The following is an 8,427-nucleotide window of genomic DNA, read 5'->3' on the forward strand; positions in this document are numbered from 1 at the left end:
CTCACCCCCGCCTGTTCACCAGGCGATCCGACTTACCCTGGTAGACGATGCCCAGACTCGCTCGTACCACGGCGCCCGCACTGCTCGTGCTGGTGGCGTTCGCGTCCCTCCTCGCCGCGCTGAAGTTCGGCGGGGCGGCCGACGCGCCCCTCGTCGTCGACCCCGGCGAGGTCGTGCGCTACGGCCTGCCCATGGCCAAGATGCTGGGCAACATCGGTGCGGCCCTCACCATCGGCACGCTCTTCCTGACGTGTTTCGCACTCACGCGACGCGAAGCGGAGTACGACCGCGCCCTGGACGTCGCCGCCGCCGCGGCGGGTTTCTGGGCCGTCGCCTCGGCGATCACCACCTTCTTCACGTTCCTCAGCGTCGCCAACGTGCCGGTCACCTTCGACGACCAGTTCGGGCGGACGCTCGCGTTCTTCCTGACGAACACCGAGCTCGGCATCGCCTGGCTCATCACGACGCTGATCGCCGCGACCGTCACCGTGCTCTGCTTCATCGTCCGCAACATCTGGTTGATCGTCGCCGTGACGGTGCTCGCCGCCGGCGGGCTCATCCCCATCGCCGAGCAGGGCCACGCGGCCGGCACGAGTGGCCACGACGCCGCCGTCACCGACCTCGCCCTGCACCTGGTCGGAGCGTCGGTCTGGTTGGGCGGCCTGCTCGCCATCGTGCTGCTGCGCGGGCACCTCTCGAGCGGGCGGCTGGCGATCGTGCTCGCGCGCTACTCGAGCGTGGCCATCGTCTGCTTCGTCGTCGTCGCGGTGTCGGGCATCGGCAGCGCCGCCATCCGCATCGGCGACTGGTCGGCCCTGACGTCGGGCTACGGCGTGCTCGTACTCGTCAAGACGTTCGCCCTCGTCGCTCTGGGCTTGTTCGGCGTCGTGCAGCGCCGGTGGCTCGTCGGCCGCCTCGCCACCCACCCCAAGGCGACGGCCAAGCTCTTCTGGTGGTTCGTCACCGCCGAGCTCGCCTTCATGGGGCTCGCCTCCGGAGTCGCCGCGGCACTCGCCCGGACGGCCACCCCGGTCGAGCAGGTCGCGGCGGCCGACCTGGCCGATCCGACCCCCGCGGTCATCCTCACCGAAGAGGCCCTGCCGCCCGAGCTGACGCCCCTGCGCTACCTCACCGAGTGGAACGTCGACCTGCTCTGGGGCCTGCTCTGCGCCTTCGGCGTCTTCTTCTACCTGGCCGGCGTCGTGCGCCTGCACCGCCGCGGCGACCGCTGGCCGGTCGGCCGGACCGTCTCGTGGGTGGCGGGCCTCGTCGTGCTGTTCTACATCACCTGCGGTGCCCCGAACGTCTACGAGGAGTACCTCTTCAGCACGCACATGCTCGCGCACATGGCGCTGGGCATGCTCGTACCCGTGCTGCTCGTGCCCGGCGCACCGGTCACGCTCGCGCTGCGCACCATCAAGAAGCGCAGCGACGGCACGCGGGGCGGTCGTGAGTGGATCATGATCCTGGTGCACTCGCGGTTCGCGACGTTCGTCAGCAACCCGATCATCTCGGCGGTGCTGTTCGCGGGCTCGCTGTGGGCGTTCTACTACACGCCGTTGTTCAGCTGGGCGACGACCACGCACATCGGCCACTACTGGATGATCGTGCACTTCCTGATCACCGGTTACCTCTTCGTGCAGTCGATGATCGGCATCGACCCGGTCAAGGGTCGACTCCCCTACCCCGCCCGGCTCGTCGTGCTGCTCGGGACCATGGCGTTCCACGCGTTCTTCGGCCTGGGCATCATGAGCGCCACGGGCCTCTTCCTGGCCGACTGGTACGGCGCCATGGGCCGCACCTGGGGGCCGACCCCGATGCAGGACCAGTACGTCGCCGGCGGCATCGCCTGGAGCGTGGGCGAGATCCCGACGATCGTCATGGCCATCGCCGTGGCGATCATGTGGAGCCGCAGCGACGGTCGAGAGGCTGTCCGCAAGGACCGCCAGGCCGAGCGCGACGACGACGCCGAGCTCAGGGCGTACAACGAGCAGCTCGAGGCGCTGTCCCACCAGCGCGAGCGCACCCGCTGACGCCCCGAGGAGGCGCGGGTCGGGTCAGGCGAGCATCTCGCGTACCAGCGGAACTACCTTCGTGCCGTACAGCTCGATGCTGCGCATCATGAGCTCGTGCGGCAGGCGGCCCATGCTGTACCGCATGTCGAAGCGCGTCGCGCCGAGCAGGCGCATGTTCTGCGCGATCTTCGTGGCGACGGTCTCGGGCGAACCCACGTAGAGCGCACCGGTCGAGCTGGCGCTGGCCTCGTACTGCGCACGGCTGTAGGGGGGCCAGCCGCGTTCGCGACCGAGCTGGTTCGTCTGCTCTTCTTGGTACGGGAACAGCGCCTCCTTGGCTTCGGCGTCGGTCTCGGCCACGAAACCGGGCGAGTGCATCGCGATCGGCTGCGAGTCGTGGCCGAACTCGCCGAGGGCGCGTCGGTAGAGGTCGGCGTAGGGCGCGAACTGGGCGGGCTGGCCGCCGATGATCGCGAGGAAGAGCGGGAAGCCGTAGTGCGCGGCACGGATGACCGACTGCGGCGATCCGCCGACGCCGACCCAGGTGCGGATCGAGCCACCCTCGGTCTTGGGGTAGACCTCTTGTGCGTCGAGGCCGGCGCGGACGGTGCCCGACCAGGTCGTCGGCCCCTCTTTCAGCAGTTCGGCGAAGAGCTGGATCTTCTCCTCGAAGAGCACCTCGTAGTCCTGCAGGTCGAGACCGAAGAGCGGGAACGACTCGGTGAACGAGCCGCGGCCGAGGATGACCTCGGCGCGGCCGTTCGAGATCGCGTCGACCGTGGCGAAGCGCTGGAACACGCGCACGGGGTCGTCCGAGCTGAGGACGGTGACGGCCGAACCCAGGCGGATCGTCTTCGTGCGGGCGGCGATCGCGGCGAGCACGACCTCGGGTGCCGAGACGGCGAAGTCCTTGCGGTGGTGCTCACCGACGCCGATGAAGTCGAGGCCCACCTCGTCGGCCAGGACGGCCTGTTCGACCAGGTTGCGGATGGCCTGGGCGTGGGTGACCGGGCTGCCGTCGAGGCGGTCGGTGATGTCGCCGAAGGTGTCGAGGCCGAACTCGAGGGGGTGTGCCATGCGGGTGCTCTCCAAATTCATACGTTTGCATCATTCTAGCCGATGGAGGGCGATCGCGGGAGGGGGCGCGATGCACGCGCCCGTGGCCCACCCGGTGCCCGGGCGGCGGGTGCTCGGGCGCGGGGTGCCCGGGCGCGGGGTGCCCGGGCGCCGGGGTCAGAGGCGGTCGAGCGGGTTCGCGGCGATCCGGTCGCGCATGCCACCCCGGATCGTCCGACCGGCCTCGGACCCGGGCTTCCGGTGCGCCTGCGCCGACATCAGCCCACCGAACTCGACACCGAAGCCGTCGCGGGGCAGTCGGTCGACGAGGGCGGCGACCAGCTCGGTCGGCCAGTCGTCGCCGCCCACCCCCGACACGTCGAGGCTCGTCGCCCGCTCGAGCAGGTGCCCCTCGACGTCGAGGCCGGGCGAGACCGCGGGCCACATGTGCCGCACGACGACCTCGACCACCCGTTGCGAGCGGTCGGACGGCCACCCCGCCCCGGTCGCGAACACGCGGGCGACCTCTCCCCCGGCCCGCTCGAAGGGCTCGGCATGGCTGTCGAACGGGCCGGCCAGTCCGACGTCGTGCAGCGCCGCCGCCACGAAGAGCAACTCGTGGTCGAACTCCAGACCCTCGAGTCGCCCCAGGGCCACGGCGAGCGCCGCCGAGCGAAGGCTGTGCGCGAGCAGGGCCGGACTCGACACGACGGCGGCCGCCTCGAGGGCGCGGGCGGCCACGGGCGTAGGAGGCGCGAGCAGGTCGTCGAGGACGGCGGCGGTCGGGCGGGGCTCGGCGGTCGGGCGGGGCTCGGCGGTCATGGCAGGAACTCTACGAGTAGACACGTCCTGCCACGAGTGGCAGTCTTGCCACCACCCGTCGACATCCCGCCATCCCGCCAGCCCGGTCAGCCTGCCAGCCCGCCAGCCCGCCAGCCCGCCAGCCCGCCACGATGTGGACACGACGCCACGAGAAAAGATGGCGCGGTGTCCACTTCGTGGCGGCGTGCGGCTCGCCCCACCCCAGGAGACCCCATGTCCCCGTTCCGCACCGTCGCCACGATCGTCGCCGACGGCGTCGCGCCCTTCGAGTTCGGGGTGCTCTGCGAGGTGTTCGGCCTCGACCGGACCGACGAGGGCGCGCCTCCGTTCGAGCACCGCATCGTGACCGAGCACCCCGGGCTCGTCCGCACGAACCAGGGCTTCTCGATCACGGTCGACCTCGACCTGGGTGCCGCGGCCGACGCCGACGTCGTCTGCGTGCCGGCCCTGTGGAACCGGCCCGACCGGGCCGAGCTCGTCTCGCCGGCCGTGCGCGAGTTGCTCGTCGCGGCCGAGGCGCGCGGGGCGTGGTTGCTCAGCGTGTGCAGCGGGGCGTTCGTGCTGGCCGAGGCCGGGCTGCTCGACGGCCGCCGGGCGACGACCCACTGGCGCTACTCGGATGCCCTGCAGCGCGACCATCCCGCGGTCGAGGTCGACGCCGACGTGCTCTTCGTCGAGGACCGCCGCGTCATCACGAGCGCCGGCACGGCCGCCGGCATCGACGCCTGCCTGCACCTCGTCCGCCGCGAGCACGGCGTCGCCGCCGCGAACGTGATCGCCCGCCGGATGGTCGTGCCGCCGCACCGCGACGGTGGCCAGAGCCAGTTCATCAAGACCCCGCTCCCGGTCGAGGTCGACGACTCGCTGGCCCCGCTCACGGACTGGATGCTCGGACACCTCCGCGACGACCTGAGCATCGAGGGGTTGGCCGCGAGGGCGCACATGTCGCCGCGCACCTTCGCCCGTCGCTTCAAGGCCGAGCTGGGGGCGACGCCCGGGGCGTGGCTCACCCGCCAGCGCCTCCTGCGGGCGCAGGAGCTGCTCGAGGCGACCGGGCTCGGCATCGACGCGATCGCCGACCAGGTCGGCTTCGGTTCGGCGGCCGTCCTGCGCCACCACTTCGCGCGCGTGCTCGGCACGACCCCGCGCGCCTACCGCTCGACCTTCGGCGGCGTCGACGACGTGCGCGACCTCGCGGGGGCGGGAGCCGCCAGCGCCTGAACGGGACGGTCCGTGACGGGACGGTCCTTGACAGGCCGATCCGCGCCTCCTAGGTTAACTACTTAAGTAGCTAACCAAAGGAGCAGTCGTGCTCGACGACGGGACGCCGATCTTTCAGCAACTCGCTGCGCAGATCGAGAAGGACGTGCTCGACGGCACCTACGCCGACGAGGCACCGGTGGCGTCGACCACCGAGCTCGCCGCGTTCTACCGGATCAACCCGGCCACGGCAGGCAAGGCCGTCAACCTGCTGGTCGACCGCGGCATCCTCTACAAACGCCGGGGCGTCGGCATGTTCGTCGCGACCGGTGCCCGCGAGCGGCTGGCCGAACACCGACGGGCCCGCTTCGCCGACGAGTACGTGCGCCCGCTGGTGGCCGAGGCACGCGCGCTGGGCATCGACGCCGCCGCCCTCCACCACCTGATCGAACAAGAGGACCAGTCATGAGCCCTGTGATCGAGATCACCGACCTGAGCCGTCGTTACGGCTCCTCGCGCGCCCTGGACGGCGTCGACCTCAGCGTCGACGAGGGCGTCATCTGCGGCCTCCTCGGCCGCAACGGTGCCGGCAAGACGACGCTGATGGCCTGCGTGGCCGGCCAGGAACGGCCGTCGAGAGGCGCGGTGCGGGTCTTCGGCCGAGAGCCCGCGGACCACGCCGACGTCCTGTCGCGGGTGTCGTTCGTGCGCGACAGCCAGCGATACCCGGACGGCTTCAGACTGAAGCACGTGCTCTCGGTGGCACCGGCCTTCCACCGCGGGTGGGACGCCGCCCTCGCCCGCGACCTCGCCGCCGACCTGCGGGTGCCCGAGAAGACCGACCTGAAGAAGATGTCTCGCGGGCAGCTGTCCGCCGCGTCGATCGTGATCGGCATGGCCTCGCGGGCACCGCTGACGATCTTCGACGAGCCCTACCTCGGACTGGACGCCACGGCCCGGCAGCTGTTCTACGACCGCCTGCTCGCCGACTACTCGGCCCACCCCCGGACGATCCTGCTCTCGACCCACCTGATCGACGAGATGGAGGCCCTGCTCGAACGGGTGGTCGTGCTCGACGAGGGCCGGGTGCGCCTCGACTCCGACGTCGACCAGGCGCGGGCTTCCGCCTACCAGGTCGCCGGGACGGCATCCGCCGTCGACCGGTTCGCCGCCGGGCGCCGCCTCCTGTCGCAGCACGCGGTCGGCGGACTGAAGACGGCGGTGGTCGACGGCGTCGCCGACCACACCACGCGAACCGACGCCGCCGCGGCGGGAGTCGAGCTCTCGGGGGTCTCACTGCAACAGGTCGTCGCGGCCCTCGGCTCGCGCGACACCGAACTCGAAGGGGTCGCCTCGTGAACCGCATCCTGCCCGTCGTCCGACTGCAGTTCGCCCGTCGGCGCAGCGCGCTGCTCGTGCCGTTGCTCATCGTCGCCATCACGTTCGCCGTCACCGTGGTGATCCAGGTCACGCTGCAGCGCTCGGGCGCCTACGACGACGGCGCCTCGTACGCCACCGGCGCACGCTTCAACCCGGGGGTCGTGTGGGCCCAGTCCGGGTACCTCGTCGCCATGGGCGTGGCCTCGGTCGCGTCGACCTTCCCCCTCGCCGCCTCGTTCGGGGCGACGCGACGGGCGTTCGCGCTGGGCACCGCCGTGACCCACACCCTCGTCGCGCTCTACCTGACCGGGGTGTTCGCCGCCCTGCTCGCGCTCGAGGTGCTGACCGACCACTGGTTCGGCGGTTTCTACGTCTTCGACGTCAACGTCCTCGGTGCCGGCGACCTGGGCGTGCTCGTCCCGATCGTGTTCCTCGGCGCCCTCGTCGCCCAGACGGCCGGCGGGGTGTTCGGAGCGGCCTGGCTGCGGTTCGGGCCGCGGGGCCCGCTGGGCATCTCGATCGGCGTCGTGCTCGTGCTGGCCGTCGCGCTCCTGGCCGCCGGCCCCTCGCTGCCCGCCGTGTTCGCGAACTACCAGAGCTGGTGGGCGGCGCTCACCGCGGCACTGCTCGCGGCGGCGGCGATCGCGGGGACGTTCGCGTTCTTGCGCCGCGCCTCCGTCCGCTGACGCGAGGGCCGGGTCAGTCGAACGTCAGCTCGTCGGACGTGCTGATGCGCATCAGGTACGTGACCGTGAACGGGACGTCCTCGTCGATCGTGTACCGCTTGCCGTCGAAGAGCGACTGGGCACCGACGACGAGGTGGGCCGTGCCGGCCACCCCGGGCACCTGCCACTGTCCCGACGGACCCGGCACGATCGAGACGACGGGGTGCACCGGGACCGTCCACGTCGGATCGTCGGTGACCCGGTCGTCGACCTGGCGTCCGAAAGGGCACCCGGCCGGCAACAGCACCTGCTGCGTGACGCACTGCTCGTCGAGCTGCTGGTCGACCATGTCCTGCACGGCCTCGACGAACGCCTCCCGGGGCTGCACCTCGATCGACACCGCCGACGTCGCCCCCACCGTGAGCACGTCGGCCTCGACGGTCGGCGCCTCGAGGTAGCGCGACGAGTGGTCGAGCTCGAACCGCGACGGCGCCAGGACCGTGAACCGGGTCGCGACGTCGGGGGCGTCGGTCGTGACGTCGCGGCCGTCCACCGTGAAGCGGGAGTCGTGCTGGGGCGTCACGTCGAGCTGGGCCGTGGGCGCCTGCACGAAGCGCCACGAGTGGAAGAGTCCGAACCGGGTGCCGACCCGCTGCACGACGAACTGCGACTGCGCGGGGGCCTCGGCCGTGGCCGACGTGCCCTGCATCGAGTACGAGAGCGTGATCGCGTGGGTGTCGTCACCGAGGTCGACGTCGCCCACCTCGGTCACGTCGTCGACGCCGCCGAGCGAGGGCACCTCGAGCAGCGCGTCGGCCAGCTGGTCGGTCGGCGCGACGCCCGCGAGGGTCAAGGCGCTCGACGTGTCGCCGCGGTCGACGGCCGCCACGTAGCCGCGGGCGAACCCGGCGGCGCTGTAGACGGTGGCGTTCAGGGCCACGACGGTGACCCAGAAACCGATCAGCACGAAGAGCAGCGCCCCGCCCCAGATCGCGACGAACGGCCAGCCGAGCGGTGGGCGCGTCTCCTCCCCCACAGACGACGACATGACGACAACAATAGGAGGCGCGGGTCACGAACTCCCGAGCACCACCGCCGTCGCGGGTAGATTGGTGGCCTCCCCCACCCCCGTCCGAAAGGTGCTCGTCGTCGTGAGCGTGGCCCTCTCCGCCGAACAGCAGGCGCTGTACGACGCGATCGAGAACACCCGCGAGCACATCTTCGTCACGGGCCGGGCAGGCACGGGCAAGTCGACGCTGCTGAACCACCTGTCGTGGAACACCTCGAAG

Annotated in this window: 8 protein-coding genes and 1 pseudogene; 6 read left to right on the forward strand and 3 right to left on the reverse strand. The window is 71.4% G+C overall.

What is annotated here, in order from left to right:
* The first annotated feature begins 47 nt into the window (after positions 1 to 47).
* Positions 48 to 2,033, forward strand: coding sequence for a cytochrome c oxidase assembly protein (locus ASE87_RS14800; protein WP_056229929.1), 1,986 nt, complete (start codon positions 48 to 50; stop codon positions 2,031 to 2,033).
* A gap of 24 nt (positions 2,034 to 2,057) precedes the next feature.
* On the opposite strand, the gene ASE87_RS14805 is transcribed toward ASE87_RS14800, so the two are convergent.
* Together ASE87_RS14805 and ASE87_RS14810 are read right to left on the reverse strand one after the other, a co-directional pair.
* Entirely contained in the window at positions 2,058 to 3,092 is a 1,035-nt protein-coding gene (locus ASE87_RS14805) for an LLM class flavin-dependent oxidoreductase (RefSeq protein ID WP_043595937.1), read from the reverse strand.
* Between the two features lie 156 nt (positions 3,093 to 3,248).
* The gene (locus tag ASE87_RS14810) at positions 3,249 to 3,893 is read right to left on the reverse strand and encodes an HD domain-containing protein (RefSeq protein ID WP_056229932.1); all 645 of its coding nucleotides are present in this window, start codon (positions 3,891 to 3,893) and stop codon (positions 3,249 to 3,251) included.
* A 213-nt stretch (positions 3,894 to 4,106) separates the two neighbouring features.
* Here ASE87_RS14810 and ASE87_RS14815 point away from each other — a divergent pair, with 213 nt between their 5' ends.
* From ASE87_RS14815 to ASE87_RS14830, 4 genes are all read left to right on the forward strand, one after another.
* Positions 4,107 to 5,114, forward strand: a complete 1,008-nt coding sequence (locus tag ASE87_RS14815) for a GlxA family transcriptional regulator (protein ID WP_056229933.1) — start codon at positions 4,107 to 4,109, stop codon at positions 5,112 to 5,114.
* An 88-nt stretch (positions 5,115 to 5,202) separates the two neighbouring features.
* Positions 5,203 to 5,562 carry a GntR family transcriptional regulator gene (locus ASE87_RS14820; protein WP_056229936.1) on the forward strand — a complete coding sequence of 120 codons (360 nt, stop codon included), beginning with the start codon at positions 5,203 to 5,205 and terminating at the stop codon, positions 5,560 to 5,562.
* Positions 5,559 to 6,452, forward strand: coding sequence for an ATP-binding cassette domain-containing protein (locus tag ASE87_RS14825; RefSeq protein ID WP_056229939.1), 894 nt, complete (start codon positions 5,559 to 5,561; stop codon positions 6,450 to 6,452). The genes ASE87_RS14820 and ASE87_RS14825 overlap by 4 nt, the downstream gene beginning before the upstream one ends.
* The gene (locus ASE87_RS14830) at positions 6,449 to 7,159 is read left to right on the forward strand and encodes a hypothetical protein (protein ID WP_056229942.1); all 711 of its coding nucleotides are present in this window, start codon (positions 6,449 to 6,451) and stop codon (positions 7,157 to 7,159) included. Before ASE87_RS14825 ends, ASE87_RS14830 begins: the two co-directional genes overlap by 4 nt.
* A gap of 13 nt (positions 7,160 to 7,172) precedes the next feature.
* Here ASE87_RS14830 and ASE87_RS14835 read toward each other — a convergent pair whose 3' ends face one another.
* On the reverse strand, positions 7,173 to 8,186 hold the full coding sequence (locus ASE87_RS14835; protein WP_137848138.1) for a hypothetical protein: 1,014 nt from the start codon (positions 8,184 to 8,186) through the stop codon (positions 7,173 to 7,175).
* Between ASE87_RS14835 and ASE87_RS16535 the strand changes: the two are divergent.
* Positions 8,185 to 8,427 (forward strand): annotated as a pseudogene (locus ASE87_RS16535) (hypothetical protein); the annotation flags it as partial. The gene ASE87_RS14835 and the pseudogene ASE87_RS16535 sit on opposite strands and share 2 nt — an antisense overlap.

Origin of the sequence: Frigoribacterium sp. Leaf44 (assembly GCF_001421865.1) — a bacterium.
Lineage (GTDB): Bacteria > Actinomycetota > Actinomycetes > Actinomycetales > Microbacteriaceae > Frigoribacterium.

Excerpts from the sequence above, each read along its gene's own strand:
- ASE87_RS14800 (WP_056229929.1), top strand. The coding sequence starts at position 48 with ATGCCCAGACTCGCTCGTACCACGGCGCCCGCACTGCTCGTGCTGGTG.
- ASE87_RS14805 (WP_043595937.1), bottom strand. The coding sequence starts at position 3,092 with ATGGCACACCCCCTCGAGTTCGGCCTCGACACCTTCGGCGACATCACC.
- ASE87_RS14810 (WP_056229932.1), bottom strand. The coding sequence starts at position 3,893 with ATGACCGCCGAGCCCCGCCCGACCGCCGAGCCCCGCCCGACCGCCGCC.
- ASE87_RS14815 (WP_056229933.1), top strand. The coding sequence starts at position 4,107 with ATGTCCCCGTTCCGCACCGTCGCCACGATCGTCGCCGACGGCGTCGCG.
- ASE87_RS14825 (WP_056229939.1), top strand. The coding sequence starts at position 5,559 with ATGAGCCCTGTGATCGAGATCACCGACCTGAGCCGTCGTTACGGCTCC.
- ASE87_RS14835 (WP_137848138.1), bottom strand. The coding sequence starts at position 8,186 with ATGTCGTCGTCTGTGGGGGAGGAGACGCGCCCACCGCTCGGCTGGCCG.